Source organism: Variovorax atrisoli 110B, assembly GCF_000382045.1.
GTDB classification, from domain to species: Bacteria; Pseudomonadota; Gammaproteobacteria; order Burkholderiales; family Burkholderiaceae_C; genus Variovorax; species Variovorax atrisoli.
The window spans coordinates 126,884-152,197 of the sequence record NZ_KB907453.1 but is presented as its reverse complement, the minus strand read 5'-3'; the positions used below and the strand labels follow the sequence as shown (position 1 = coordinate 152,197).

The window sequence follows — 25,314 nt, the reverse complement described above, 5'->3', positions numbered from 1 at the left end:
CCGGGCCGCCGGGTGCGCCCCTCGAGGGGGATGCGAGCCACACGAAGTGAGCGAAAGTCGGGGTGGCTCATACGCTTCGGCCGAGCAGGCCGTGGGGGCGCAGCAGCAGCACGGCCGCCATCGCGATGTAGATCATCAGGCTCGCGCCCGGCGGCCAGATGGTGCTCATGAGGCTCTGCACGATGCCGATCAGCAGGCCGCCCACGAGTGCACCGCCGAAGCTGCCGAGCCCGCCGATCACCACGACCACGAAGGCCACGGCCAGCGCCTCGACGCCCATGAAGGGCTCGGCGCCGCGGATGGGCGCGGCCAGCACACCGGCCAGCGCCGCCGTGGCCGCGCCGAGCGCGAACACCAGGCTGAACACGCGGAACACGTTGATGCCGAGCAGCGACACCATCTCGGTCGACTCGCTGCCCGCGCGCACCGCGCTGCCCAGGCGCGTGCCCTCGAGCACCCACCACAGCAGCACCGCGAGCACGGCGGTGAAGCCGATCACGAAGAGCCGGTACTTCGGATAGACGAACGAGCCCCACATGACCACGCCCTGCAGCAGGTCGGGCGTGGCGACGCTGTTGCCCAGCGGGCCCCAGAACACGATCACCATCTCCTGCACCGCGAGCGCGAGGCCCACCGTCACGAGGATGTGGAACTCGTGCGCCTTGGCGTACACGCGGCGCAGCAGCAGCTTCTCGGCCAGCCAGCCCAGCGCGCCCACGAATAGCGGCACCAGCAGCAGCGCCAGCCAGAAGTTCATGCCCCACTGAAGGGCCTGGAAGCAGAGGTAGGCGCCCAGCAGGTAGAAGGCACCGTGCGCGAAGTTCACGAAGCGCAGCAGGCCGAACACGATGGACAGGCCGACCGCCAGCAGGAAATACAGCATGCCGATGCCGATTCCGTTGATGGTCTGTAGCAGGTAGACGGACATAGGTGTAGGTAATGGCAGACGCTCAGGCACGCTCCCTTTCGGGAACACCGCGGAGCCGGCTTCGCCGGGCCGCAGGTGTCGCTCCCTGCAAGGGGGTTGGCGGCCACACGAAGTGGAAGCCTGGGGGTCAGCCCAGCTTGCAGCCTGTCTTGTCCACGGCGAGGAAGGACTTGCCCGAGCTGACCACGTCGACGTAGTCCGCCGCGTCCTTCATCTTCGACTTGGCCTTGCCCTTGAGCAGGTAGTAGTCCTTGATGACCTGGTGGTCGGCCTTGCGGATCTCCTCGCTGCCGGTGAGGCCGTCGAACTTCATGCCTTCGAGCGCGGCGATCACCGCCTTCTGGTCCACCGAGCCGGCCTTCACGATGCCGTCGATCAGGATCTTGGTGCAGATGTACGAGCCGGCGAGGCTGTAGTTGGGCACGATCTTGAGCTTGTCGGCGGTGCGCTTAACGAGGTCCTTGTTGAGCGGCGTGTCGGCCGTGTGCCAGTACTGCGCGCCGAAATAGACGCCGTCGCACAGGTCGGCGCCCAGCTCGTCGAACTGTTCGAGCCCCGAGGCCCAGGCCATGAGGATCGTCATGTTCTTGTGCATGCCGAAGCTCACCGCCTGGCGCAGCGCGGCCGACGACTGCGCGCCGAAATTCAGCAGCAGCAGCACGTCGGGCTTGGCGGCCATGGCGTTGGTGAGGTAGCCGCTGAACTCCTTCTCGTTGAGCGAGTGGTAGCTGTTGCCCACGTGCTCGATGCCCTTCTCCTGGAAGATGTTCTTGGCGGCGCTCAGCAGGCCGTCGCCAAACACGTACTGCGGCGTGATCGTGTACCAGCGCTTGGCCTTCGGCATGGAGGCGATCAGCGGGCGCACCGTCTGCTCGATCGCACCGAAGGTGGGCACCGACCAGCGGAAGGTGGCGGGGTTGCAGTCCTTGCCTGTGATCTCGTCGGCGCCCGCGGTGGTGATGAAGAGGCCGCCGGCCTTCTCGGCCTCCTTGCCCATGGCCAGCGCTTCCGACGACAGGATGCCGCCCGCGAAGAACTTCGCGCCCTGCTGCTGCGAGGCTTCCTGCACCTTGCGCACGGCGGTGGCCGGCTTGCCTTCGGTGTCGAGCACCGTGTAGGCCAGCGGGCGCTTCAGCACGCTGCCGTACTGCTCGATCGCCAGCTTCATGCCAAGGTCGGCGAACTTGCCGTTGGCCGCGAAGGCGCCCGACATCGGCACCGGGCAGCCGAATCGGATCGCGTCTGCCGACTGGGCGAAGGCGGCGCGGCCGCCCAGGAGCGAGGCGGGGGCAGCCGACAGGGCGGCCAGCTGAAGAAGTTGTCTGCGTTGCATGAGTTCTCCGGTCGTGGTGGGAAGAAAAAAGAAGAAGGAAGAAGAAGGAAGGGGGAAGGAGGTGGCAAACGAGTTGCTCGCGATCGTCGGCAAATTTAAGCGGATAAATAGGATTAATATGCTGGTAAAAACCCGCTAGCAACAGCCGTGCCAAAATCTGCTGCCCTCCCCTTGGGGCCCAATACCTGCTTACAGGTCACCTTCTGTTTTTCCGTCGCTCCGAACGCATGAATTCGTCTCCATCTGATCGTGAAATGCCGCGGAACCGGCTTTGCCGGGCCGCTGGCATTGCCCCCGGCGAGGGGGTGGGCGAAGCGACACGAAGTGCGCGAAGCCTGGGGGTGAGCGAATGAAAGTGGGGCAGAACCGTCCTAAGCGGCAGAAGCTCTCTGACGTCATCGTCGAAGACGTCAAGCGATGGATCGTGGCGGAGCGCAAGCAGCCCGGCGACCGGCTGCCGAACGAGAAGGAACTGATCGAGCTCTTCGGCTATTCGAAGAGCACCGTGCGCGAGGCGCTCAAGGCGCTGGAGGTGCGCGGCCTGATCTCCATCCGCACCGGCCCCGGCGGCGGTGCCTACCTGCAGCAGGTGTCGGTGGAGCATGCCTCGGAGCCGCTGCGCAACTTCCTGCACTTCCACCATCTCGACGGCCACCACATCTACCAGCTGCGCAAGGCGCTGGAGCCCGAGCTGGCGGTGAGCGTGGTGGGCCGGCTGACGCCGGAGCAGTTCGAGAAGCTGGAAGAGAACGTGCGGCTGTGCACGGTCGAGCCGACCAGCGAGGACGAGCTGCGCATCCAGCGCGAGGCCGAACTGGCCTTCCACACCATGCTGGCGGAGAGCTGCCCCAATCCGGTGCTCTCCTTCATGTGCCGCTTCCTCAACGACCTGCTGCGCGACCTCGTGGTCTACAAGAAGGCGCTCGACCACCACCACTTCGGCGAGGCCAACGTCGACTACCACACGCAGCTGCTGGCGGCCTACCGCAGGGAAGACGCCGCAGAGGTGCGCCGGCTGATGGCCGAGCACATGGTCGACGCCGAGCAGCACATGCACGAGATGGAGGCGCACATCGGCGCCAAACACCTGCTGCTGCCGAGCGGGCAGCGCTGACTTCCCCCGCTACCTCATCTACTTCCGGTGCGCCTGCTCCAGGCATTCCTGGAACGCCAGCACCGCCCGCGACGGCTTCGGCGAACGCCGCAGCAGGCTCACGAAGCGGCACGCGTAGTTGAAGCGCGCCGGCAGCACCGCCTTCATGAGCCCGCGCGCCTCGAACACCTGCGCGTAGTGGTCGGGCAGGAAGCCCAGGAAGCGCCCCGAAAGAATCAGCGTCGCGATCGCCTCCTGGTCGAAGCCCGTGGCCATGCGCGACAGCTTCGCGCGGTGGCTCAGTTCCATGTTGGGCGAGTGGTAGCCCAGCCCCGCGAAATGGTGCTCGCGCAGCCTGGCCCAGGTGAGCTTGTCGTGGCGCACGCCGAAGAGCGGATGCCCCGCGCCGCAGTACAGCAGCATGGTCTCGTCGAACAGGTCGGCATACACCAGGCTCTTGGAGGCGCGGTGCGCCGGGATGATGCCGATCTGGAAGTTGCCCTCCAGCACGCCCTGCTCGATGGCGTTGATCGAGCCCACGTGCACGGCCAGCCGCACCTCGGGCGCGATCTCGGTGAAACGCGCGATCGCCTCGCCGATGCGCGCCTGCGGGTTGGTGGCCGTCTTGTCGAACAGCGCCACGTCGAGCTGGCCGCCCATGCGGTTGTGGATGTCGTCGATGCTGCCGCGGAAGGCGTCGACCGAGGCCAGCAGGCGCAGCGTCTCGTCGTACACGCGCTGCCCCTCGGCGGTGAGCGCGAAGCCCGCCCTGCCCCGCCGGCACAGCACGAGGCCGAGGCGCGTTTCCAGGTCCTTCACGTGGCGGCTCACGGTGGAAGTGCCGATGTTCAGCTCCAGCTCGGCGGCCGCCATGCCGCCGCAGTCGACCACGCTCTTGAACACCTTGAGCAGGCGCAGGTCCATGTCGCTGAGCTGCCCCAGGACGGCGCGGTTGCGGGTGCCGGAGGCACCATTCCGGGCTTTCGCCTTTACTTGCATGAAACGTCAAGTGAACATTGATATTGCGCCATTCTCCACACTGAACGGCTTGCGAACAATCGGCGCATTCCATCACCTCCGGAGCCCGCCGCGCGCGGGAAACGCCATGACCATCGCCACGCCCGCCATCGAACCGACGTCCGCCGTGCGCACCGACGCCGCCTGGCTCGAAGCGCACTGGATGCCCTACACCGGCAACCGCAACTTCAAGGCCGATCCGAGGCTCATCGTGGAGGCCAAGGGCGCCTACTTCACCGACGCCGACGGCCGCAAGATCTTCGACGGCCTCTCGGGCCTGTGGTGCTCGGGCCTGGGCCACGGCCGCCCCGAGATCACCGAGGCGGTGAGCCGCCAGATCGCGAAGCTCGACTACTCGCCGGCCTTCCAGTTCGGCCATCCGCTGTCCTTCGAGCTGGCCAACAAGATCAAGGAGATGACGCCCGCCGGCCTCGACTACGTCTTCTTCACCGGCTCGGGCTCGGAAGCTGCCGACACCTCGCTGAAGCTGGCGCGCGCCTACTGGCGTACCAAGGGTCAGGCCAGCAAGACCCGCCTGATCGGCCGCGAGAAGGGCTACCACGGCGTCAACTACGGCGGCATCTCGGTCGGCGGCATCGCGGCCAACCGCAAGCTCTTCGGCCAGGGCGTGGAGGCCGACCACCTGCCGCACACGCAGCTCGCCTCCAATGCCTTCACGCGCGGCATGGCCGACAACGGCGTGGAGCTGGCCGACCGCCTGCTGGACATCATCGCGCTGCACGACGCGTCGAACATCGCGGCCGTGATCGTCGAACCCTTCGCGGGCTCGGCCGGCGTGGTGATCCCGCCCAAGGGCTACCTGAAGCGCCTTCGCGAGATCTGCACCGCCAACAACATCCTGCTGATCTTCGACGAGGTCATCACCGGCTTCGGCCGCTGCGGCGCGCTCACCGGCGCAGAAGCCTTCGGCGTGACGCCCGACATCATGAACATCGCCAAGCAGATCACCAACGGCGCGCAGCCGATGGGCGCGGTGGTCGCGAGCAAGGACATCTACGACACCTTCATGGCTGCGGGCGGCCCCGACTACATGCTCGAGTTCCCGCACGGCTACACCTACAGCGCGCACCCGGTGGCCTGCGCCGCCGGCATCGCCGCGCTCGACGTGCTGAAGAAGGAAGACATGATCGGCCGCGTGCAGGCGCTCGCGCCGCACTTCGAGAACGCGGTGCACAGCCTCAAGGGCAGCAAGCACGTGACCGACATCCGCAACTACGGCCTGGCCGCCGGCCTGACCATCGCGGCCCTGCCCGGCGAGCCAGCGCGCCGCCCGTACGAGATCGCGATGAACTGCTGGAAGAAGGGCTTCTACGTGCGCTACGGCGGCGACACCATTCAGCTCGCCCCGCCCTTCATCGCAGAGAAGGCCGAGATCGACCGCCTGGTGAACGCGCTGGCCGACGCGCTGGCCGAGACGGCCTGATCCTTCAGCGCCCTTTCAGCCCCCTTCAGGGGCAGCAGGCGTCGCCGCGCGAGCGGCGCGGTCCTACACCCCGGCGGCCCGCAGGTTCCCAGAATCTGTCGGGCCGCCGATGACCACGCTGCAGACAGACATCCCCGCCCGCCTCGACCGACTTCCATGGTCGCGCTGGCACTGGCGCGTGGTGATCGCGCTGGGCGTGGCCTGGGTGCTCGACGGGCTCGAGGTCACGCTGGTGGGCTCCATCGGCGCAGTGCTGGAGCGGCCCGACACGCTGGGGCTCACGGCCGGGGAGATCGGGCTGTCGGGGTCGGTGTACGTCGCGGGCGCGGTGCTCGGCGCCCTGCTCTTCGGGCGCATGACCGACCGGCTCGGGCGCAAGAAGCTCTTTCTCATCACCCTCGCCGTCTACACGGTCGGCACGCTGGCGACGGCCTTCTCGCCGAACTTCGCCTTCTTCGCGCTGTGCCGCTTCGTCACCGGGCTGGGCATCGGCGGTGAGTACGCGGCCATCAACTCGGCCATCGACGAGCTGATTCCGGCTCGCGTGCGCGGGCGCGTGAACCTCGCGATCAACGGCAGCTTCTGGATCGGTGCGGCGCTGGGCGCGGCGCTCAGCCTCGTCCTGCTCGACGCGCGCGTGGTCGGCCCGGTGTGGGGCTGGCGCGCAGGCTTCGCACTGGGTGCCGTGCTGGCGGTGGCCATCCTGCTGGTGCGGCGCCACGTGCCCGAGAGCCCGCGGTGGCTGGTCGCGCACGGGCGCGCCGACGAGGCGCGGCGCATCGTCGAGCGCATCGAGGCGGAGGTCGAGGCGCAGCACGGCCCGCTGCCGGCCCCGCGGGACTTCGTCGTGAACTACACCGCCGCGCGTCCCGAGAGCCCGCCGATGCGCCAGGTGGCGCGCGTGCTGTTCAAGCGCTATCCGCAGCGCAGCGTGGTCGCGCTGGCGCTGATGATTTCCCAGGCCTTCTTCTACAACGCGATCTTCTTCACCTACGCGCTGGTACTCACCCGGTTCTACGGCGTGCCCGAGGGCAACGTTGCGCTCTACATCTTTCCGTTCGCGCTGGGCAACGTGCTGGGGCCGCTGCTGCTGGGGCCGCTGTTCGACACCGTGGGCCGGCGCCGGATGATCGCGCTGACCTATGTGCTCGCGGGCATCGGCCTCGCGCTCACCGGCTGGGCCTTCATGCAGGGCTGGCTCGACGCACGCGGTCAGGCGCTGTGCTGGTCGGCGGTGTTCTTCCTGGCATCGGCCGCGGCGAGCTCGGCGTACCTCACGGTGAGCGAGGTGTTTCCGCTGGAGATGCGCGCGCTCGCCATCGCGATCTTCTATGCGATCGGCATGGGCGCGGGCGGCTTCGCGGCGCCGCTGCTGTTCGGCCTGCTGATCGAGACGGGCAGCCGCGGCGCGGTGATGGTGGGCTACAGCATCGGCGCCGGGCTGGTCATCGTGGCGGGGCTGCTGGCGCTGCGACATGCGGCCGATGCGGAACGCAAGCCGCTCGAGGAGGTGGCGCCGCCCCTGGCCTCCGAGGAAGGCAGCGAGCGCTGAGCGCCTGCGCCCGTCAGGTCAGAGCGCGCAGGTCCTGAAGCCGAAGAAGCCGTCGTCGCGATCCGGCAGCGCGAAGCCGCGGCGGCGCGGCGAGCGCAGGCGCGCACGTGTCGCGAAAGATGCGCCGCGCAGCACGCGCGCCCTTCCGAAGGCGGCGGCCGGATCGAACTCGGTGCCCGCGCTCCATGGATCGGCCCGGTAGCCGGGCCAGGGCTCCAGCGTGCCCGAGGTCCACTCGTGCACGTCGGCCCAGCGGAAGCCGCGCCGCGACGCCGTGTGCGCGGCGATCTCCCATTCGACCTCGGTCGCCAGTCGCCGGCCGGCCCAGCGCGCCCAGGCGTCGGCCTCCCACCAGCTCAGGTGCACGGCGCTGTGGTGCCCGGCCGCGCGCACGGTGGCGCCGAAGCGCTGCTGCAGCACCGAGCCGCCGGTGCCGTTGCGCGCCGCGCCGATCTGCTCGACATGGCGCGGCCCGCGCCGGCCCTCGATCTGCGCGTTGAGCCAGCGCCATCCTTCGCCGTGCCAGAGCTCCTCGCGGTCGTAGCCGCCGTCCTCGACGAACTCGACGTACTGGTTCCAGGTGACGGGCTGGGCGTCGATCTCGAATTCGGGCACGTCCAGGCGGTGCGCAGCACGCTCCTGCGCGAAGGCGAAGCCGCTGTCGGGCATGCCCAGCTCCCAGCGCGTGGCCGGCAGCAGCAGCGGCTCGCGCGTGACGGCGATGGGCGCCTGCTCGACGCCCAGGGGCAGGCCCATCGTCTGCGCCATCACCACGAACTGCTCGCCGCGCATGTCCTCATGGAAGAGCGCGAGGCGATAGAAGTACAGGCCGGCGTCGGTCTCGGCGGCGTTGTCGAGCAGCTCCAACGTGCTTTCCAGCGTCTCGAGCAGGTAGGCCTTGGTCTGGGCGAGGTCCGGCAGGTCGGGCGGCCAGCGGCGGCCGGGGCCGGAATGGGCAGGGTTCCACCAATCGTCCGCGCCGGGGTCGATGGGCGCCAGCCGCGTCGGCCGCATCGGGCAGTCGGCGCCGAAGGCTCGCTGGGTGTTGCGCCCGATCCACCATTCGGCGAACCAGCCGATGTGGCCGGCCAGCCAGGCGGCGGGCACCACGCCCTCCTCGTCCGCGCCGGGCGGCTGGGCCAGCGCCTGGGCGCCCAGGGCCTGTTCGTAGAGCGAGAGGAGGTGCAGCGTGTGGTTGCGCGCGTCGATCAGCGCCAGCGAAAGAAGCTCCCGCCCGGCCCTGCACATGTCGGGCGAATCGATCGAATGGGGCTGGCCGGCGGCGCCCGAGGGCGTGGAAGGCGGAAGGCGCGAGGACATGGACGATTATGGCGACCGCCGCGCCGGACGGGCTTTCGCGGCCTGCCGCCAGGCCCGCATTCCGGGAAAACCCCGCCCCTTGTTGCGAGTCAATACAAAGGTTCACGGGGGTAACATCGCGGGCTTTGCGCAGCCCCCACCAGGGGCCGGCGCTCCATCATCGGGATTCGTGGGAGACACCCTCTTGTCTGCATTCCTCAAGTTCGCGACCGGCATGGACTGGATCAGCGAAAAACTCGGCAAGATCGCCGGCTACGCCGTCCTGGCGGCATCGCTCATCTCCGCGGGCAACGCCCTCATCCGCTACGGCCTCGACTTCAGCAGCAACGCCTGGCTCGAGATCCAGTGGTATCTCTTCGCCGCCACCGTGATGCTGGGCGCCCCCGTGGTGCTGCGCTTCAACGAGCACGTGCGCGTGGACATCATCTACGGCAAGCTCAAGGGCTACGGCCCGGTCTACGTCGACCTCTTCGGGCTCATCTTCTTCCTGCTGCCGGTGATGGGCCTCTTCGCTTACCTGACCTGGCCCTTCTTCTGGAACATGTGGGTCACGGGCGAGATGTCGGGCAACATCGGCGGCCTCATCCGCTGGCCCGCGGCGCTGCTGATGCCGGTGGGCTTCGGCGCGATGTTCCTGCAGGGCGTCTCGGAAATCATCAAGCGCATCGCCTACCTGCGCGGCCTGATCGAGATGGACACGCACTACGAGAAGCCGGTGCAGTGACGGGCGCAATTCTCCGCGCCCTCATGCCATCGCCCTCTCCCGCACCGCAGGACAAGTAGAAATGCACATGGAAAATTTCGCCCCGATCATGTTCGCGGGGCTCGTGGTGATCATGCTGATCGGCTTCCCGGTCGCGTTCTCGCTCTCGGCCCTCGGCCTGATCTGCGGCTTCTTCGCCATCGAGATGGGCTGGTTCCCGGCCGGCTTCATGGCCAACCTGCCGCTGAACGTCTTCGGCATCCTCTCCAACGAAACGCTGCTCGCCATTCCGTTCTTCACATTGATGGGGGCGGTGCTCGAGAAATGCGGGCTGGCCGAGGACATGCTCGACTCCATGGGCCAGCTCTTCGGCCCGGTGCGCGGCGGCCTCGGCTACTCGGTGATCATCGTGGGCTTCATCCTCGGCGCCATCACCGGCACGGTGGCCGGCCAGGTGATCGCGATGGCGATGATCTCGCTGCCGATCATGATGCGCTACGGCTACAACATGCGCTATTCCACCGGCGTGCTGGCGGCCTCGGGCACCATCACGCAGCTGGTGCCGCCATCGCTGGTGCTGATCGTCATGGCCGACCAGCTCGGCACCGACGTGGGCCAGATGTACAAGGGCGCATGGGGCCCGTCGATCCTGCAGGTGCTGATCTTCGCGATCTACACCTTCCTGATCGGGCGCATCTACCCGAGCTACGTGCCGGGCCTGCCGGCCAGCGCGCGCACGCTCAACGGCTGGGCGCTGTGGGGCAAGTGCCTGCGCGGCATCATTCCCTCGGCCATCCTGATCTTCGCGGTGCTCGGCTCGATGGGCGGCCTGCCCTTCATGGACAAGGCCATCGCCACTCCGACCGAAGCCGGCGCCATGGGCGCGGTGGGCGCACTGATCCTGGCGCTGGTCCACCGCCGCCTGAATTGGCAGCTGCTGAAGGACGCCATGGAAGGCACGATGCGCCTGACGGCCATGGTGGTGTTCATCCTGATCGGCTCGCGCGTGTTCTCGCTGGTGTTCCAGGGCGTGGACGGCGCCAAGTGGATCGAGCACATGCTCTCGGGCCTGCCCGGCGGGCAGGTCGGCTTCCTGATCGCGGTGAACATCTTCGTGTTCTTCCTCGCGTTCTTCCTCGACTTCTTCGAGATCGCCTTCATCATCCTGCCGCTGCTGGGCCCGGTGGCCCACAAGCTGGGCATCGACATGGTGTGGTTCGGCGTGCTGCTGTGCGTGAACATGCAGACCTCGTTCATGCACCCGCCCTTCGGCTTCGCGCTCTTCTACTTGCGGGGCATCGCGGACACGCTCTTCAAGAACGGGGCGCTGCCCAAGAAGGTGGAGTCGCGCGACATCTACCTGGGCGCCGTGCCGTGGGTGGCGATGCAGCTGCTGCTGGTGGCCATCGTGATCTTCTTCCCGCAGACGGTCACCGTGTTCCTCGAGAAGGAAAAGGTCGTCGACATCGACAAGGTCAACCTCGACATGCCGGTGGAAGAGCAGCCCACCTCGCCCGACAGCAACGGCGTGAACATGGAAGACCCCTTCGGCAACGAGAAGAAGGACGAGTCCTCCACGCCGCCACCGTCCACCGATGCGCCGCCGGCCTCCGGCGAAGCCACCAAGCCGTGAGCGACCAAGCCCACGGCCCCGCTGAAGAACGACAACAACAAGACGACGACCGAAGCCCTGGCGGCGACACGGCCAGGGCCATCATCGAAAGCCCCGCCTTCCCGCCGCTGCTGCGCACGCTGGCGGTGGTGCTGGTCATCGATCTCTTCGCATTCGGCATCTGGAGCCTGCCCTCGCTGCGCTCGGCCGACTGGTCGACCAGCGCGCTGGTGGTGATGGGCATTGCGGCGCTTTGCGTGGTGTGGGTCGGCTACTGGATCGTCTACAGCCGCACCCGGCTCGAAGGCGACGTGCTGGTGCAGACCTGGCTCTGGGACAAGCGCGTGAGCGCGCAGGACGTGGCGCAGCTCAAGCTGGTGCACATCCGCATGCTCGAACGCGTGATCGCGCCGCGCCTGCTGGTGCGCCGGCGATTCGGCGGCATGACCTGGTTCCACTCGGCCGACGCGGCCGTGCTCGTCGCCTTCGGCGAGCAGGTGGCGAAGCGGACGATATCGCCCGCGCCGCCGCAGGCGTAGCGAACCCTATCGGCGCAGCAGCCGCTGCATCGCTTCGCCGATGGCCTGCGGCTTGTCGATGCCGTCTCCGCCCACCGGACAGCTCGCAGCCTGCGCCCTCTCCTTGCCCCTCGGCCCCACCGTGGCGTGCAGCCGCTCGCAGTCGCAGCGCAGCCGTGCCTTCAGCGCCTTGGTGCGCGCATCGCGCAGCTCGGCGACCCAGCATGAATCACCGCAGCCGCAGGAGCGGTATTCGAGCACCTCGCCGTGCGTGCTCCACGGCAGCGCGTAGCCGCCCGTGCCGCCGGCGGCGTGGACGTTCGGCGCGAGCACGGCGGTGAAGAGCAACGTGGCGAAGGACGACGTTCGGAGCATCGGGCGGGACCTGCAGGAAATCGGAAGGCGGAGCATGGACGAAAAAAAGCCCCGCCGGGACCGGCAGGGCTTCCTGTGCGAGGAGACGAAGCCTCTTACAGCTTCTGCTGCTGCATGAAGCGGTCGAAGGTGCCTTCGGTGTAGCGGAACCAGGCGTTTTGGTCGGCCAGGAATTTCGACCAGTCGCCGTAGATCTTCTTCCACTCGGGGTTGGTGTTGTTCAGGTCCGAGTAGATCTGCTGGGCCGACTTGAAGGCGGCGTTCATCACGTCCTGCGAGAACGGGCGCAGCTTGGTGCCCGAGCCGACCAGCTGCTTCAGCGCGATCGGGTTCTTCGAGTCGTACTTGGCCGTCATCGTGATGTTGGCATGCGCGGCAGCCGCCTCGACGATCGCCTTGTACTCGGCCGACAGGCCTTCCCACGCCTTGGTGTTGATGTAGAAGTCCAGCTCGGGGCCGCCTTCCCACCAGCCGGGGTAGTAGTAGAACGGGGCGATCTTGTTGAAGCCCAGCTTCTGGTCGTCGTACGGGCCGACCCACTCCAGGCCGTCCAGCGTGCCCTTCTCGAGCGCGGGGTACAGGTCGGCGCCTGGGATGGATTGCGGGATCACGCCGAAGGGCTCGAGCACCTTGCCGGCGAACGGGTTGGTGCGGAACTTCAGGCCCTTCAGGTCGGCGACCGACTTGATCTCCTTGCGGAACCAGCCGCCCATCTGCGCGCCCGTGTTGCCGCCCGGCAGGTTGATGATGTTGTACTTGGCGTAGAAGGCGCGCATCAGCTTCAGGCCATTGCCTTCGTACATCCAGGCGTTCTGCTGGCGGGTGTTCATGCCGAAGGGCACCGCGCAGCCCAGGCAGAAGGTCGGGTCCTTGCCGTAGAAGTAGTACGGGGCCGTGTGGGCCATTTCGACCGAGGCGTTCTGCACGCCGTCGACCACGCCGAACGCGGGCATCAGCTCGCCGCCGGCATGCACGGAGATCTGGAACTTGCCGCCCGTCATGTCGCTGACGCTCTTCGCGAACACTTCGGCGGTACCGAAGATGGTGTCCAGCGACTTGGGAAAGCTCGACGCCAGGCGCCAGCGAACTGCGGCTTGCGCGTGAACCGCGGGGGCGATGCCGGCAGCCAGAACGCCGGCGATGCCGGCGTTTTTGATGAGGGAACGACGATCCATTAGATAGCTCTCCGAGTTCTTTGAAAAAACGAAACGCGGCTTGTGACCGCGTTGAGGACTTTGGCGTGAGTCCGGGGCAATTGTAAAAACGCGCTTACAGCGATCGGCGGGGGTTTACCCTGCGCCGCAATAAGGCCGGGAAGAGGGAATGCGCGGCCGAAACAGCGCATCCGGGGACGAGGCATAAAATGTTAATCGCCTTACACATATCCCGACTTCGACATCAAGACATGAGACTCTCCAATTCCTTCAAGCCCGCGCTGCTCGCATTCGCCGCGGCCACCGCCCTCGGCGCTCAAGCCGCCGACATCAAGATCGGCGTCGCCGCCGCACTGTCCGGCGGCGCCGCGCAGTACGGGTCCGCCATCCGCAACGGCTTCCAGCTGGCGGCCGACGAAATCAACGCCGCCGGCGGCATCAACGGCGACAAGATCGTCCTGGCCGTCGAGGACGAGCAGGGCAAGAAGGAAGACGCGATCAACGTCTTCAAGAAGCTGATCTTTCAGGACAAGGTCCTCATGACCTTCGGCCCCACGCTGTCGAACTCGGCCCAGGCGGCCGACCCGATCGCCCAGGCCGCCAAGACGGTGGCCTTCGGCACCTCGAACACCGCCGACGGCATCACCTCTATCGGCGACTACGTCTTCCGCAACTCCGTGACCGAAGCCGACGTGCTGCCCGAGACGCTGCGCGTGGCCATCAAGCACGCCAACGTGAAGAAGGTCGCGGTGCTCTACGGCAACGACGACGTGTTCACCAAGAGCGGCTACGACAACTTCAAGAAGGCCCTCGAAGACCTGAAGCTGCCCGTGACCACGACCGAGACCTTCGCCAAGGGCGACGTCGACTTCAAGGCCCAGCTCACCAAGATCAAGGCCACCAACCCCGACGCCATCGTGCTGTCGGCCTTGCTCGCCGAAGGCGCGCCGATCATGGTGCAGGCCCGCCAGCTTGGCCTGAACGTGCCGGTCATCGGCGGCAACGGCATGAACTCGACCAAGATCTTCGACCTGGCCAAGGGCAGCTCGGACAACCTGTACGTCGGCAGCCCCTGGTCGGCCAGCAACGCGACTCCCGAGAACACCAAGTTCCAGAAGGCCTACAACGACAAGTTCAAGATGGCGCCCGACCAGTTCGCCGCGCAGGCCTACGACGGCCTGTACGTGGTGGCCCAGGCGCTCAAGGGCGTGAAGCTGTCGGGCAACCTGGCCGCCGACCGCACCGCGCTGCGCGACGCGCTGCCCAACGTGAAGTGGACCGGCGCCACCGGCGCCTTCGCTTTCGCGCGCGCCAAGGACAAGGCCGGCAAGCCCGCCGGCTACGACGCGCAGCAGACAGCCATCGTGAGCGTCACGAAGGGCACCGCGTTCGTGATCGAGAAGTAAGCACGGCAAGCCGTCTCGATGGCGGGCCGGGCGGCCCGCCTTGCTTTCCCCACATGGCGCAGGACAGTCACTGCGCCGTTTTCTTTTTTGATTTGCCGCAGCACGCCCGTGTCGCGGCCTGACGAAAGCCCATCGTGCTCGATCAGCAGCTAGTCAATGCCTTGTCGCTCGGGTGCGTCTACGCACTCTTCGCGCTCGGCTTCACCCTCATCTTCGGCGTGCTCGGCGTCATCAACCTCTCGCACGGCGCGGTGTTCATGGTGGGTGCCTACGCGGCGGCCGAATTCATGCGCCTGTCGGGCCTGCCGCTCTGGGCGGGCCTGCCCTTCGCCTTCGTCCTGTGCGGCGTGCTGGGGCTGCTGATCGACGTGCTGGTGCTCAAGCCCCTGCGCAAGCGCAACGCGCCCCACCTGATCCCGATGATCGCCACCATTGGCGTGGCCATCATCCTGAACAACGGTATCCAGGGAATCTTCGGCGCGGAGAACCTGCGCTTTCCGCCCGGCACCATTCCCGACGACGCTCTGGTGATCGCCGGCATCCATGTCACCGCGCTCGAACTGGGCATCGTGCTCGCGTCCTTCGTGCTGATGGGCGTGCTGATGCTGTCGCTGCAGCGCACGCAACTGGGCCGCGCGCTGCGCGCCATCGCCGAATCGCCCAAGGCGGCGTACCTGGTGGGCGTGAACGTCGAGGGCCTGTTCTACCTGACCTCCTTCGTGGCCGCCGGCCTGGGCGGCGTGGCGGGTGTGCTGATCGGCCTGTATTCGAACGCGCTCTTCCCGCTGATGGGCCAGCCGATGCTCGAGAAGGGCATCGCCGTGATCATCCTGGGCGGCATGGGCGACATCCGCGGCGCGCTGCTCGGCGGCCTGTTCCTCGGCTTCGCCGAGGTGCTGTCGGTGGCCTACGTGGGCTCCAACATGCGCGACGCGGTGGCATTCGGCCTGCTGTTCCTCGTGCTGCTGGTGCGTCCGAAGGGCCTGTTCGGTTCGCTCAAGGAGCGCAAGGTATGAGCCGCCACGCCTGCACCTGCGCTGCGGCGCTGGCCCACCTTGGGGCTGCCCGGCGGAGGGCCGTCTGAGATGGAAGCCTTCGACAACTTCTGGTCGGTCTACAGCAACCTGGTGCTCTCGCTGGGCATCAACGGCCTGCTGGCGCTCTCGATCTGGCTCACGCTGGCCTGCGGCATGCTTGCGCTGGCCAACGCCGCCTTCATGGGCATCGGTGCGTACACCGCGTCGATCCTCACTCTGAACTACGGCGCGCCCTTCCCGGTGGCCATTGCCGCCGGCATGGCCGCGCCGGCGCTGGTCGCCTTCATCATCGGCAAGCCGACGCTGCGGCTGTCGGGCGTGTACCTCGCGATGGCCACGCTGGCCTTCGGCGAGGTGGTGCGCATCGCAGTGCTCAACGCCGAGCCGCTCACCGGCGGCGCGCTGGGCCTGAACGGCATTCCGCAATCCACCGAGTGGTGGCACGTGGCGCTGGCGCTGGTCCTCACGCTGCTGGTGCTGTGGCGCATCCGCCGCTCCAAGGTGGGCCGCGCCTTCGAGGCCATCAAGGAGGACGAGACCGCCGCCGGCCTGATGGGCATCGACGTGGCAGGCCACAAGATGCTGGCCTTCGTGCTGGGCGGCGCCATCGCCGGCCTGGCGGGCACGCTGAACGCGCACCTGACCTTCTTCATCGGCCCGGCCGAATACGGCTTCAACCGCGCGGTGGACATCCTGACGATGACGATCCTCGGCGGCATCGGCGGCCTCACCGGCCCGGTGCTGGGCAGCACCATCCTCACGCTGCTCCCGGAAACGCTGCGCGGCCTGGGCGCGTTCCGCCTCGTGGTCAACGGCTTCATCCTGGTGCTGATCGTGCTGTTCCTGCCCAAGGGCATCTGGGACCCGGCGCGCATCCGCCAGTGGTTCGGCCGCAAGGGGGGCGCAGCATGAGCGAACAGACGCTTCTGACTCTGAAGGGCGTGTCTCGCCACTTCGGCGGCCTCAAGGTCCTGCAGGACGTGAACCTGGACATTCCCAAGGGTGGCATCTTCGGGCTCATCGGCCCGAACGGCGCGGGCAAGACGACGGTGTTCAACCTGATCACCGGCCTGCTGCCCACCACCAGCGGCACGATCCACTTCCAGGGCCAGGACCTGGCGGGCCGCAAGCCCTTCCAGATCACCCGCGGCGGCATCGCGCGCACCTTCCAGAACATCCGCATCTTCAAGGAGATGTCGCTGCTGGAGAACGTGACCGTGGGCATGGACTCCAAGCTGCGCTACGGCCCCCTGGGCCTGCTGGCGGGCACCGGCCTGTTCCGCGCCGAGGAAAAGCGCGCCCGCGACCGCGCACGCGAACTGCTGAGCTGGGTCAAGCTCGACCACAAGGCCGACGACGTGGCCGACAACCTCTCGTACGGCGACCAGCGCAAGCTGGAGCTGGCGCGCGCGCTGGCCACCGAGCCGACGCTGCTGCTGCTGGACGAGCCGGTGGCCGGCATGAACAGCACCGAGAAGAGCGAGCTGATGGTCGAGATCGAGAACATCGCGGCGCGCGGCTTCACGGTCTTCATGATCGAGCACGACATGCGCTTCGTGATGGGCCTGTGCCAGCAGATCGCGGTGCTGAACTTCGGACGCATCATCGCGCGCGGGGGCCCCGAGCAGATCCGCAACGACCCGCAGGTGATCGAGGCCTACCTCGGCCGCGAAGACGACGAAGCCACGAACGACCAGGAGACCGCTGCATGAGCGCCGGCACGACGACCCCATTGCTGCAGGTGCAGGACCTGAAGGTGAACTTCGGCCATGTGCAGGCGGTCAAGGGCATCGACTTCGAGCTGCACGAAGGGCAGATCACCACGCTGGTCGGCGCCAATGGCGCAGGCAAGTCGACCACGCTGCTCGCGCTGTCGGGGCTGGTGAAGAAGACGTCCGGTCGAGTGACCTTTGCCGGCCAGGACATCACGGGGCTGTCGCCGCACAGGATCGTGTCCGGCGGCGTGGTGCAGGTGGCCGAAGGCCGCGCCACGCTGACCACGCTCACCGTACGCGACAACCTGGAGCTGGGCGGCTACACGCGCCGTGACGGCGCCGCCGCCCGCGCGGCCGACCTGGAACGCATCTACGGCCTCTTCCCGGTGCTGAAGGACCGGGCCGACGGCCTGGCCGGCAACCTCTCGGGCGGCGAGCAGCAGATGCTGGCCATCGGCCGCGCGCTGATGGCCAAGCCGCGCGTGCTGCTGCTGGACGAGCCCTCGATGGGCCTGGCGCCGATCATCGTGCAGGACATCTTCCGCACGCTGCGCGAGATCAACAAGCAAGGGCTGACGATCTTCCTGGTGGAGCAGAACGTGCGCCAGGCTCTGAAGATCGCCGACCGGGCCTATGTGATCGAGACGGGGAGCATCGTGCTGTCGGGCACCGGGCGGGAACTGCTGGGCAATCCGAAGGTGCAGGACGCGTACCTGGGAAGCTGAGCCGTCTTCCTCCCTCCCCTGCTGGGGGAGGGTCGGGGTGGGGGCACGGCAGCCTTCGAACGGCCGTGGCGCCTGAAGCGCCGTCTGCCCCCATCCCAGCCTTCCCCCAGCGGGAGAAGGAGCGAATCCAAATCAGCCGCGGCCGAAGCGGTCCACGATGGACTTCTCGATACCCGCCGCATCGAGCCCGATGCCGGCGAGCAACTTCGCCGGATCGCCATGCTCGATGAACTGGTCGGGCAGGCCCAGCTGCAGCACCGGCCTCTGCACGTTCGCAGCCTGCAGCGCCTCGAGCACCGCGCTGCCCGCGCCGCCCATGATCGCGCCCTCTTCCAGCGTGACGATGGCATCGTGCGTGCCCGCGACCTTCAGCAGCAGCTCCACGTCGAGCGGCTTGGCCCAGCGCATGTTGACCACCGTAGCGTCGAGCGACTCGGCCACCGTGAGCGCCGGGTACAGCAGCGTGCCGAAGGCCAGGATGGCGATGCGCTTGCCCTCGCGGCGGACCTCGCCCTTGCCGAAGGGCAGCGCATCGAGCGTGAGATGCGGCGCCACGCCGGCACCCGAGCCGCGCGGATAGCGCACCGCCACCGGGTGGTTCTGCTCGTAGGCGCTGGTCAGCAGCTGGCGCGTCTCGCGCTCGTCGGCCGGACAGGCGATGCTCATGTTGGGAATGCAGCGCAGGAACGGGATGTCGTATGCGCCCGCGTGCGTTGCGCCATCGGCACCCACCAGGCCCGCGCGGTCGAGCGCGAATACCACCGGCAGGTTCTGGATGGCAACGTCGTGGATCAGCTGGTCGTAGGCGCGCTGCAGGAAGGTCGAGTAGATCGCGACCACCGGCTTCAGCCCCTCGCATGCAAGGCCCGCGGCGAAGGTCACGGCGTGCTGCTCGGCGATGCCGACGTCGTAGTAGCGGTCGGGGAAGCGCTTCTCGAACTCGACGAGCCCCGAGCCCTCGCGCATCGCGGGCGTGATGCCCACGAGGCGGCCGTCGGCCGCGGCGGTGTCGCACAGCCACTGGCCGAACACCTGCGTGAAGGTCTGCTTGGCCGCGGAGGCCGGCTTGACGAGCCCCACCTGCGGGTCGAACTTGCCGGGGCCGTGGTAGGCCACCGGGTCGGCCTCGGCCAGCTTGTAGCCCTGGCCCTTCTTGGTGACCACGTGCAGGAACTGCGGGCCGTCGAGGTGCTTGAGGTTCTCGAGCGTGGGCACCAGCGAATCGATGTCGTGGCCGTCGATCGGGCCGACGTAGTTGAAACCGAACTGCTCGAACAGCGTGGCGGGCACGACCATGCCCTTGGCATGCTGCTCCAGCCGCTTGGCCAGCTCGAAGAGCGGCGGCGCGTTGCGCAGCACGCTCTTGCCGACGTTCTTGGCGGCGGCGTAGAAGTTGCCGCTCATCAGCTGCGCGAGGTAGCGGTTGAGCGCGCCCACCGGCGGGCTGATCGACATGTCGTTGTCGTTCAGGATCACGAGCAGCTTGCAGTCGCACACGCCCGCGTTGTTCAGCGCCTCGAAGGCCATGCCGGCCGTGAGCGCGCCGTCGCCGATGATGGCCACCGTATGGCGGTCCTCGCCCTTCTGCTTGGCAGCCATGGCCATGCCGAGCGCGGCCGAGATGCTGGTCGACGAATGGGCGGTGCCGAAGGTGTCGTACTCGCTCTCGGTGCGCTGCGGAAAGCCCGAGATGCCGCCGATCTGCCGCAGCGTGGGCATGCGCTCGCGCCGGCCCGTGAGGATCTTGTGCGGATAGGTCTGGTGGCCCACGTCCCACACCAGCCGGTCGTGCGGCGTGTTGAAGACGTGGTGCAGCGCCACCGTCAGCTCCACCGTGCCGAGGTTCGAGCTCAGGTGGCCGCCGGTGCGGGAGACGTTGTCGAGCACGCAGGCGCGCACCTCGTCGGACAGCTGGCGCAGCTGGGCCCGGTCGTATTTGCGGATGGGCGAGGGATCGTGGAGTGTGGGAAGCAGCGGAGCAGCCATTGGAAAAATCTTCTTCTAGTAGATGGCCACGGAGCCGAAGGCCGCGAAGCAGGCCATGCCGGGGCACCCATGGAACCGGCTTTGCCGGGCCATCGGGGTGCGCCCCCTCGAGGGGGGATCCGAAGCGACACGAAGTGCGCGGAGATTCGGGGGTGGTCTCATTTCATCGGTCGCGGTCGACCACCATGTGGGCCAACGCGCGAAGAGCCGCGGTGTCGTCCAGGCCGCTGCGCTCCAGCGCGGCGAGCGCATCGGCCAGGAGCTGGCGGGCCTGGGCGCGGGCGCCGTCGAGGCCCAGCAGCGACACGTAGGTGGGCTTGTCGGCCGCGGCGTCCTTGCCGGCGGTCTTGCCCAGGGTCTGCGAGTCGGCCGTGACGTCGAGGATGTCGTCGACCACCTGGAACGCGAGGCCGATGGCTGCGCCGTAGTCGCGCAGCGCGGCCAGCGCAGAAGCGCTCACCGTGCCGCAGGCGGCCCCCATCTCGACGCTGCCCTGCAGCAGCGCGCCGGTCTTCAGGCGGTGCATCTCGCGCAGCTGCGCTTCGTTCAAGGCGATGCCGACGCTGGCCAGGTCGATCGCCTGGCCGCCGGCCATGCCCTGGCTGCCCGCGGCGCGCGCAAGCAGGCGGCACAGCAGGGCCTGGGTGGTGACGGGAATCTCGTCGCCCTCGGGGGTGAGCAGCTCGAAGGCCAGGGCCTGCAAGGCGTCGCCGGCCAGCAGGGCATCGGCCTCGCCGAACTTCACGTGCACCGTGGGCTTGCCGCGGCGCAGCACGTCGTTGTCCATGCACGGCAGGTCGTCGTGCACCAGCGAATAGGCATGGATCAGCTCGGTGGCGCAGGCTGCACGCAGGGCGGCGGCCTTGTTGCCGCCGACGGCCTCGCTCGCGGCCAGCACCAAAAGCGGCCGCAGGCGCTTGCCGCCGTCCAGCACGGCGTAGCGCATGGCGTCGCCCAGCAGCACGGGGGCATCGACGCCGACCCAGCGCGACAGCGCCGCTTCGACATTCGCCAGGTGGGGTTCGCTCCAGCCGGCCAGCGTGCGGGCGTCCCAGAGGGCGGCGGTATTCAGCGGGGCGGCGCTCATTCAGGCGTCCAGACCTTCAGGCTGCCCGAATCGAGCACCTTGATCTGGTCTTCGACCGCCTGCAGCTTGTCGCGGCAGAAGGCGAGCAGCGCCGCGCCGCGCTGGTAACTGACGAGCAGCTGGTCCAGCGGCAGCTGGCCCGACTCGAGTTCCGCGACCAGTTGCTCCAGCTCCTGGAGTCCGGCTTCGTAACTGGCTGGCAGCGGACCCGTGTCGGGCGTTGCCGCCGGGCTGGACGAGGAAGGGGGAGGCACCTTGGGCATGCAAGCGAAACTTGGGTGAAACGAGGCATTTTAGGACCGTGACCGGAACAATGGCGCCCCTTCCGGGACCGCCCTTCCCCGGAGCGGCCGCGGCGCCTTGCGCGCTTCCCACGGCGAAAGTCCCATCGCACATCGCGAAATGGCATGGAAAGCCTCGGGGGAACCCCGAGCGCCCCCCGGGTACAATGCGAACTTCTCTCGTTGACGACGTTCAACACCGCTTCGGGCCGCCCAGCCACCTCTTGCGGCGGCGCCTTCCGTTCTTTTTCTTCCTTTCCTCCCTGTGGGGAGCTTGGTCAGGTCCTCCATGTCTGATTTAAGTCTTCAACTGCAGCAGGCCGCGAGCCAACTTCCAGTTTCCGCGTATTTCGACGAGGCGCTCTTCGCCCGCGAGATGCAGAACCTTTTCTCGCGAGGGCCCCGCTATGTCGGCCATCGCCTGGCCGTGCCCGAGATGGGCGACTTCCACACCCTGCCCCAGGAACACCAGGGCCGTGCACTCGTCCACACGCCCAAGGGCGTGGAACTGATTTCCAACGTCTGCCGCCACCGCCAGGCCCTGATCCTGCAGGGCCGCGGCAAGCTCGAGAGCCAGTCGGGCGGCAACATCGTCTGCCCGTTGCACCGCTGGACCTACGCCGCGGCCGACCCGCGCACCACCGGCACGCTGATCGGCGCCCCCCACTTCCAGCAGGACCCCTGCCTGAACCTGCACAACTACCCGCTCACCGAGTGGAACGGCTTGCTGTTCGAGAAGAACGCAGACGGCTGCGGCCCCGACGTGGCGGCCGACATGGCCGGCCTCGGCCCGCAGGCCGACCTGGACTTCAGCGGCTACGCGCTCGACCGCGTCGAGCTGCACGAGTGCAACTACAACTGGAAGACCTTCATCGAGGTCTACCTCGAGGACTACCACGTCGGCCCGTTCCACCCCGGCCTGGGAAGCTTCGTCACCTGCGACGACCTGCGCTGGGAGTTCAAGCCGCGCTATTCGGTGCAGACGGTGGGCGTGGCCAACCGCCTGGGCCGCGCCGGAAGCCCCGTCTACCAGAAGTGGCAGGAGCAGCTGCTCAAGTACCGCGAGGGCAAGCCGCCGAAGTACGGCGCCATCTGGCTGACCTACTACCCGCACGTCATGGTCGAGTGGTATCCGCACGTGCTCACGGTGTCGACACTGCACCCCGTGAGCCCGACGAAGACGCTCAACATGGTCGAGTTCTTCTATCCCGAGGAAATCGTCGCCTTCGAGCGCGAGTTCGTCGAGGCCCAGCAGGCCGCCTACATGGAGACCTGCGTGGAAGACGACGAGATCGCCGAGCGCATGGATGCCGGCCGCCGCGCGCTGATGCTGCGCGGCGACAACGAGACTGGCCCCTACCAGAGCCCGATGGAAGACGGCATGCAGCAGTTCCACGAGTGGTACCGCGCCGCGATGCAGAACGCCTGAGCCGATGAACGCGGCATCCACGGGTGTTCTGGGAACACCGAGGAACCGGCTTTGCCGGGCCTGCGGTGTTGCCCCCGGCGAGGGGGCGGGAGAAGCGACACGAAGTGCGCGAAGCCTGAGGGAGAACCAATAGTGCAAGCGCTCTGGATGGTGCTGGGGGCCTTCCTGTTCGCGACGATGAGCGTGGTCGTGAAGGTCGCCTCGGCGTGGTTCAACAGCGGCGAGATGGTGCTCGGGCGCGGCCTGATCGGCATCGTGTTCCTGTGGCTGCTGGCGCGCAACCGCGGCGTGCCGCTGGGCACGAGGTACCCGGGCATGCACGCGTGGCGCAGCACGATCGGCGTGGTCTCGCTCGGCGCGTGGTTCTATGCCATCGCCCACATGCCGCTGGCCACCGCCGTCACGCTCAACTACATGAGCAGCGTGTGGGTCGCGGCCTTCCTGGTCGGCGGCGCGCTGCTGGCCTGGGTGCCGGTGCCCGGACGCGACGGCCGCGTGGAGCGCCCGCCGCTGCAGGGCGCGCTGGCGATGACGGTGCTCGCGGGCTTCGTGGGCGTGGTGCTCATGCTCAAGCCCACGGTGAACGGCAACGAGGGCTTCGCGGGCCTGCTGGGGCTTCTTTCGGGCCTGACGGCCGCCTTCGCCTACATGCAGGTGGTGGCGCTCTCGCGCATCGGGGAGCCCGAACTGCGCACCGTCTTCTACTTCGCGGTCGGCTCTGCGGTGGCCGGCGGCATCGCCACGGCGGTCACCGGTTTCTCGGGCGGCGGCTCCTGGACCTGGCAGCACGCGCTGTGGCTGCTGCCCATCGGCCTGCTCGCCGCGCTCGGCCAGCTGTGCATGACGCGCGCCTACGCCACCGCGAAGACGCAGGCCGGCACGCTGGTGGTCGCGAACCTGCAGTATTCGGGCATCGTGTTCGCGGCCTTCTACAGCGTGGTGCTGTTCGACGACCGCATCGACGCGGCCGGCTGGGCCGGCATGACCCTTATCATCGCGAGCGGCATTGCTGCAACCGTGTTGCGACAACGGGCCGTGCCCAAGGCCCCGGCCGAGGAACACTGACGCGCGCAGCGTGCATTTCCAGATTCCCGAAGGAGCAAGCGCCATGTACGACACCCTCATCTCCGTCGAACAACTGCAGCAGTTGCAGGCCAGCGGCAAGCCTTTCATGGTGTTCGACTGCAGCTTCGACCTCATGAAGCCCGAAGCAGGCGCGCAGCAATATGCGGCCGCGCACATGCCGGGCGCGCTTTACGCCAACCTCGACACCGACCTCAGCGCGAAGCACGGCGCCCCCGGCGCGCATGGCGAAGTCGTCGTGGCGCAGGAGGACGGCGTGCCCGCATCGGGCGGGCGCCATCCGCTGCCCAGCCGCGAGAAGTTCGCCGCCTGGCTCTCCAGCGTCGGCTTCGCCAACGACATGCAGGCGGTGGTGTACGACCGCAACGGCGCCAACTACTGCGGCCGCCTGTGGTGGATGCTCAAGTGGATGGGCCACGACGCGGTGGCCGTGCTCGACGGCGGACTGCAGGCATGGCAGGCCGCAGGCGGCGAAGTCACGAGCCGCGAGGAGCCCGCGCGCTTCCAGTCGAACTTCGTCGCGGGCGAGCCCATCGCGAAGCTGGTCACCACTGGAACGGTGTTGCGCCGGCTCGGCCAGCCTGACCAGAACCTGATCGACGCACGCGCCGGTGCACGTTACCGTGGCGAGGTGGAACCTCTGGACCCGATCGCCGGTCACATCCCCGGGGCCCTCAACCGGCCTTTCGCCGACAACATCGGTCCCGACGGCAGGTTCAAGCCGGCATCGCAATTGCGTGCCGAGTTCGAAGCGCTGCTCGCGGGACGCGACGCGGCGACCGTCGTCCACCAGTGCGGCAGTGGCGTGAGCGCCGTGCCCAACCTGCTCGCCATGCAGATCGCGGGATTCGGGACGACCGCGCTCTATGCCGGCAGCTGGAGCGAATGGAGCAACACGCCGGGGCTGCCGACCCGGCAAGGCGCCGAACCATGAAGCACATCCGACTCCGACGTACCACCGGTCTCGCAATCGCAGCCGCCGCGATGTTCGCGGCAGCCCCCTTCCTCACCGCCCAGGCCCAGCAGCAGCACGCCCACGTGCACGGCCAGCTCAAGCTCGACGTGGCCGTCGACGGCCCCACGGTGGTGATCGACATGGAATCGCCGCTGGACAACATCGTCGGATTCGAACGCGCCCCCAAGACCGACGCCGAGAAGAAGATCGTGGAAGACGCGGTCGCCCAGCTGCGTGCGGCCGACAAGCTCTTCGTCGTCGACCCCGCCGCCAACTGCAAGCTGGGCCCGGTCGACCTGCGCTCCGGCGCGCTGGGCCTCGGCAACCCCGACCCCAACGAGCCCGTCGGCCACGCCGACCTCGACGCCACCTTCTCCTTCAACTGCACCAACGCAGCCGCCGCGAAGTTCATCGACCTGAACCTGTTCGGCGCCTTCAAGGGCCTGCGCCAGATCGACTCGCAGATCGCCACCGCGCAGGGCCAGTTCAAGCGCCAGCTCAAGCGCCCCGCCGGCGCCCAGGCCTCGCAGCCCGCGCGCCTGAGCTGGGGCAAGTGACACC

At 67.9% G+C, this 25,314-nt stretch carries 24 protein-coding genes; 15 read left to right on the top strand and 9 right to left on the bottom strand.

The window, feature by feature from the left end:
* Window positions 1-67: 67 nt before the first annotated feature.
* Window positions 68-928: a branched-chain amino acid ABC transporter permease gene (locus G369_RS0114570; RefSeq protein ID WP_019654738.1), complete on the bottom strand. Its 861-nt coding sequence runs from the start codon at window positions 926-928 to the stop codon at window positions 68-70.
* A gap of 127 nt (window positions 929-1,055) precedes the next feature.
* Window positions 1,056-2,261 (bottom strand): ABC transporter substrate-binding protein, encoded by a 1,206-nt coding sequence (locus G369_RS0114565; protein WP_019654737.1) that lies wholly within the window; start codon window positions 2,259-2,261, stop codon window positions 1,056-1,058.
* Between the two features lie 349 nt (window positions 2,262-2,610).
* Between G369_RS0114565 and G369_RS0114560 the strand changes: the two genes are divergently transcribed.
* The gene (locus tag G369_RS0114560) at window positions 2,611-3,375 is read left to right on the top strand and encodes a FadR/GntR family transcriptional regulator (protein WP_019654736.1); all 765 of its coding nucleotides are present in this window, start codon (window positions 2,611-2,613) and stop codon (window positions 3,373-3,375) included.
* 18 nt (window positions 3,376-3,393) lie between these two features.
* On the opposite strand, the gene G369_RS0114555 is transcribed toward G369_RS0114560, so the two are convergent.
* A complete protein-coding gene (locus G369_RS0114555; RefSeq protein WP_019654735.1) occupies window positions 3,394-4,353 on the bottom strand; it encodes a LysR family transcriptional regulator in 960 nt (319 codons plus the stop codon).
* A gap of 106 nt (window positions 4,354-4,459) precedes the next feature.
* On the opposite strand from G369_RS0114555, the gene aptA reads away from it, so the two are divergent.
* Both aptA and G369_RS0114545 read left to right on the top strand, forming a co-directional pair.
* Window positions 4,460-5,815, top strand: a complete 1,356-nt coding sequence (gene aptA, locus G369_RS0114550; protein ID WP_019654734.1) for an omega-aminotransferase AptA — start codon at window positions 4,460-4,462, stop codon at window positions 5,813-5,815.
* A 109-nt stretch (window positions 5,816-5,924) separates the two neighbouring features.
* Entirely contained in the window at window positions 5,925-7,367 is a 1,443-nt protein-coding gene (locus tag G369_RS0114545; protein WP_019654733.1) for an MFS transporter, read from the top strand.
* Window positions 7,368-7,385: 18 nt separating this feature from the next.
* Here G369_RS0114545 and G369_RS0114540 read toward each other — a convergent pair whose 3' ends face one another.
* A complete protein-coding gene (locus tag G369_RS0114540; protein ID WP_019654732.1) occupies window positions 7,386-8,687 on the bottom strand; it encodes an SUMF1/EgtB/PvdO family nonheme iron enzyme in 1,302 nt (433 codons plus the stop codon).
* Between the two features lie 184 nt (window positions 8,688-8,871).
* On the opposite strand from G369_RS0114540, the gene G369_RS0114535 reads away from it, so the two are divergent.
* The 3 genes from G369_RS0114535 to G369_RS0114525 all read left to right on the top strand — a co-directional run bounded on the left by G369_RS0114535 (window position 8,872) and on the right by G369_RS0114525 (window position 11,541).
* Window positions 8,872-9,411 carry a TRAP transporter small permease subunit gene (locus G369_RS0114535; RefSeq protein ID WP_019654731.1) on the top strand — a complete coding sequence of 180 codons (540 nt, stop codon included), beginning with the start codon at window positions 8,872-8,874 and terminating at the stop codon, window positions 9,409-9,411.
* A gap of 61 nt (window positions 9,412-9,472) precedes the next feature.
* A complete protein-coding gene (locus G369_RS0114530) occupies window positions 9,473-11,023 on the top strand; it encodes a TRAP transporter large permease (RefSeq protein WP_019654730.1) in 1,551 nt (516 codons plus the stop codon).
* Complete coding sequence (locus tag G369_RS0114525; RefSeq protein WP_019654729.1) at window positions 11,020-11,541, top strand: hypothetical protein; 522 nt, start codon at window positions 11,020-11,022, stop codon at window positions 11,539-11,541. Before G369_RS0114530 ends, G369_RS0114525 begins: the two co-directional genes overlap by 4 nt.
* 6 nt (window positions 11,542-11,547) lie before the next feature.
* On the opposite strand, the gene G369_RS0114520 is transcribed toward G369_RS0114525, so the two are convergent.
* Together G369_RS0114520 and G369_RS0114515 are read right to left on the bottom strand one after the other, a co-directional pair.
* Window positions 11,548-11,895 carry a hypothetical protein gene (locus G369_RS0114520; protein ID WP_019654728.1) on the bottom strand — a complete coding sequence of 116 codons (348 nt, stop codon included), beginning with the start codon at window positions 11,893-11,895 and terminating at the stop codon, window positions 11,548-11,550.
* Between the two features lie 95 nt (window positions 11,896-11,990).
* Window positions 11,991-13,070: a TRAP transporter substrate-binding protein gene (locus tag G369_RS0114515; protein ID WP_019654727.1), complete on the bottom strand. Its 1,080-nt coding sequence runs from the start codon at window positions 13,068-13,070 to the stop codon at window positions 11,991-11,993.
* Window positions 13,071-13,300: 230 nt separating this feature from the next.
* Here G369_RS0114515 and G369_RS0114510 point away from each other — a divergent pair, with 230 nt between their 5' ends.
* The 5 genes from G369_RS0114510 (at window position 13,301) to G369_RS0114490 (ending at window position 17,932) form a co-directional block, all read left to right on the top strand.
* Window positions 13,301-14,455 carry an ABC transporter substrate-binding protein gene (locus G369_RS0114510; RefSeq protein ID WP_019654726.1) on the top strand — a complete coding sequence of 385 codons (1,155 nt, stop codon included), beginning with the start codon at window positions 13,301-13,303 and terminating at the stop codon, window positions 14,453-14,455.
* Between the two features lie 134 nt (window positions 14,456-14,589).
* Window positions 14,590-15,471 carry a branched-chain amino acid ABC transporter permease gene (locus G369_RS0114505; protein ID WP_026346376.1) on the top strand — a complete coding sequence of 294 codons (882 nt, stop codon included), beginning with the start codon at window positions 14,590-14,592 and terminating at the stop codon, window positions 15,469-15,471.
* 69 nt (window positions 15,472-15,540) lie between these two features.
* Entirely contained in the window at window positions 15,541-16,404 is an 864-nt protein-coding gene (locus G369_RS0114500) for a branched-chain amino acid ABC transporter permease (RefSeq protein ID WP_019654724.1), read from the top strand.
* Window positions 16,401-17,204: an ABC transporter ATP-binding protein gene (locus tag G369_RS0114495; RefSeq protein WP_019654723.1), complete on the top strand. Its 804-nt coding sequence runs from the start codon at window positions 16,401-16,403 to the stop codon at window positions 17,202-17,204. The genes G369_RS0114500 and G369_RS0114495 overlap by 4 nt, the downstream gene beginning before the upstream one ends.
* A complete protein-coding gene (locus G369_RS0114490; protein WP_019654722.1) occupies window positions 17,201-17,932 on the top strand; it encodes an ABC transporter ATP-binding protein in 732 nt (243 codons plus the stop codon). The genes G369_RS0114495 and G369_RS0114490 overlap by 4 nt, the downstream gene beginning before the upstream one ends.
* 132 nt (window positions 17,933-18,064) lie before the next feature.
* Here the strand turns inward: G369_RS0114490 and dxs are convergent, their stop codons facing one another.
* The 3 genes from dxs to xseB form a co-directional block, all read right to left on the bottom strand.
* Complete coding sequence (gene dxs / locus G369_RS0114485; protein WP_019654721.1) at window positions 18,065-19,918, bottom strand: 1-deoxy-D-xylulose-5-phosphate synthase; 1,854 nt, start codon at window positions 19,916-19,918, stop codon at window positions 18,065-18,067.
* 163 nt (window positions 19,919-20,081) lie between these two features.
* On the bottom strand, window positions 20,082-21,005 hold the full coding sequence (locus G369_RS0114480) for a polyprenyl synthetase family protein (RefSeq protein WP_019654720.1): 924 nt from the start codon (window positions 21,003-21,005) through the stop codon (window positions 20,082-20,084).
* Window positions 21,002-21,268, bottom strand: coding sequence for an exodeoxyribonuclease VII small subunit (xseB, locus tag G369_RS0114475; protein ID WP_007829283.1), 267 nt, complete (start codon window positions 21,266-21,268; stop codon window positions 21,002-21,004). Before xseB ends, G369_RS0114480 begins: the two co-directional genes overlap by 4 nt.
* Before the next feature lie 307 nt (window positions 21,269-21,575).
* On the opposite strand from xseB, the gene G369_RS0114470 reads away from it, so the two are divergent.
* From G369_RS0114470 to G369_RS0114455, 4 genes are all read left to right on the top strand, one after another.
* Window positions 21,576-22,715, top strand: a complete 1,140-nt coding sequence (locus G369_RS0114470; protein WP_019654719.1) for an aromatic ring-hydroxylating oxygenase subunit alpha — start codon at window positions 21,576-21,578, stop codon at window positions 22,713-22,715.
* A 147-nt stretch (window positions 22,716-22,862) separates the two neighbouring features.
* A complete protein-coding gene (locus G369_RS0114465) occupies window positions 22,863-23,780 on the top strand; it encodes a DMT family transporter (RefSeq protein ID WP_019654718.1) in 918 nt (305 codons plus the stop codon).
* A gap of 43 nt (window positions 23,781-23,823) precedes the next feature.
* Complete coding sequence (locus G369_RS0114460) at window positions 23,824-24,732, top strand: sulfurtransferase (protein WP_019654717.1); 909 nt, start codon at window positions 23,824-23,826, stop codon at window positions 24,730-24,732.
* Window positions 24,729-25,310 carry a DUF2796 domain-containing protein gene (locus G369_RS0114455; protein ID WP_026346374.1) on the top strand — a complete coding sequence of 194 codons (582 nt, stop codon included), beginning with the start codon at window positions 24,729-24,731 and terminating at the stop codon, window positions 25,308-25,310. Before G369_RS0114460 ends, G369_RS0114455 begins: the two co-directional genes overlap by 4 nt.
* Window positions 25,311-25,314: the final 4 nt, after the last annotated feature.